General features: G+C 67.1%; 1 protein-coding gene. It reads right to left on the bottom strand.

The features are described 5' to 3' along the window. On the bottom strand, positions 1 to 1,165 hold a 1,165-nt coding region (locus ACFVXE_RS39135), incomplete at its 3' end, for an IS701 family transposase (protein WP_389678577.1). Positions 1,166 to 1,293 lie beyond the last annotated feature (128 nt).

Raw genomic sequence — 1,293 nt, 5'->3', positions numbered from 1 at the left:
CGACGGATTTCTGCCGGGGTGAGGTCCACGAGGTCGGGTGTGTCGGCCGCGTCACCCCTTTTTCGCGTTCCTGAACGGCCATCGCCGCGAGGAAGATGTGCGCGAGCATGACGAGTGTGATGTGTCGGTACCAGCCGACGTAGCGGCGGACTTCGTACTGGTCCAGGCCGCATTCATTCTTCGCACTCTGGAAGCATTCCTCGATCTTCCAGCGGCAGCCCGCGATGCGAGCCAGGTCGGCGACGGTGGCGTCCAGCGGGGCACTGGCCAGGTAGTAGGCCACCTCGTCGGGCCTGGCGATGCTGCGGCGGGCGAGCATCCAGCGTTGCCGAGTGGGCTCGTCGCCGTCGAACTCCCAGACAGCGGGCAGCCGGGCCGCCGCCCAGTCGTAGAGTCGTGGCCCCTTGGCGCCGTTGCCGCAGGACAGGCGTTGCCATGCCTCGGGCGGGGCCTGGCCGATGAGGTGGTCGATGCGGGGGCCGTGGACCTGCTGCGATTTGGGGACCGCGACGACGTAGGACAGACCGGCGTCTTCCAGGAAACGACGGAAGCGGGAGTCCTGGCCGTAGGCGGAATCTGCGGTGACCCAGGAGAAGGCGAGCGGAGAGTGAAGGGCCCGCAGGATCATGGCGCGGGCGAGGTCGTTCTTGGTGGTGAAGTCACGCTCGTTGGGGATCCTGGCCGCTCGGCAGCGCTCCCGGTCTTCGGCCCAGGACTTGGGCAGATAGAGCTCGCGGTCGACCAGGGCGTGCCCGCGTGTGGTGGCGTAGGCGGCGAAGACACCGATCTGGCAGTTCTCGGTCCGGCCCGCGGTCCCGGAATATTGCCGTTGCACCCCGGCCGAGGTGGTGCCCTTCTTGACGAAGCCGGTGTCGTCGATGATCAACACACCTTCTGATGCGCCGAGTTGCTCTGCCGCATAGGACTGCAGGTCATCGCGGAGACAGTCGGCGTCCCAGCGGCTGTGGGACAGCAAGTGCTGGAGTCCGTCCGGGGTGGCATGGCCGGCGTACTCAGCAAGCTGCCAGCCGTTCTTGCGGCCTACCGGGCCCAGCAGCCCGCGCACGTAATCCCGCATCCGGCGTCGTGGTTCTACCCGGGCGAAGCAGGCTCCGGCCCGCAGGAACAGATTCTCGAGTTCATGGTCCCAGGCACTCGTGGACACATCATTGATCACGCCTATGGACTGCTCGGCCCGCTGCCACTACATGCGGCGCGGCCACCCGTTCGCGGGACGGTCTGCCAAGACCGCCCCGCAGCCAAACCCACCCCGCTACAATCCCCACACTCAAG

Origin of the sequence: Streptomyces sp. NPDC058231 (assembly GCF_042882275.1) — a bacterium.
Classification (GTDB): Bacteria; Actinomycetota; Actinomycetes; order Streptomycetales; family Streptomycetaceae; genus Streptomyces.
Note: the sequence above shows the minus strand (reverse complement) of the source record. Positions and strands in the feature narration are given on the sequence as shown.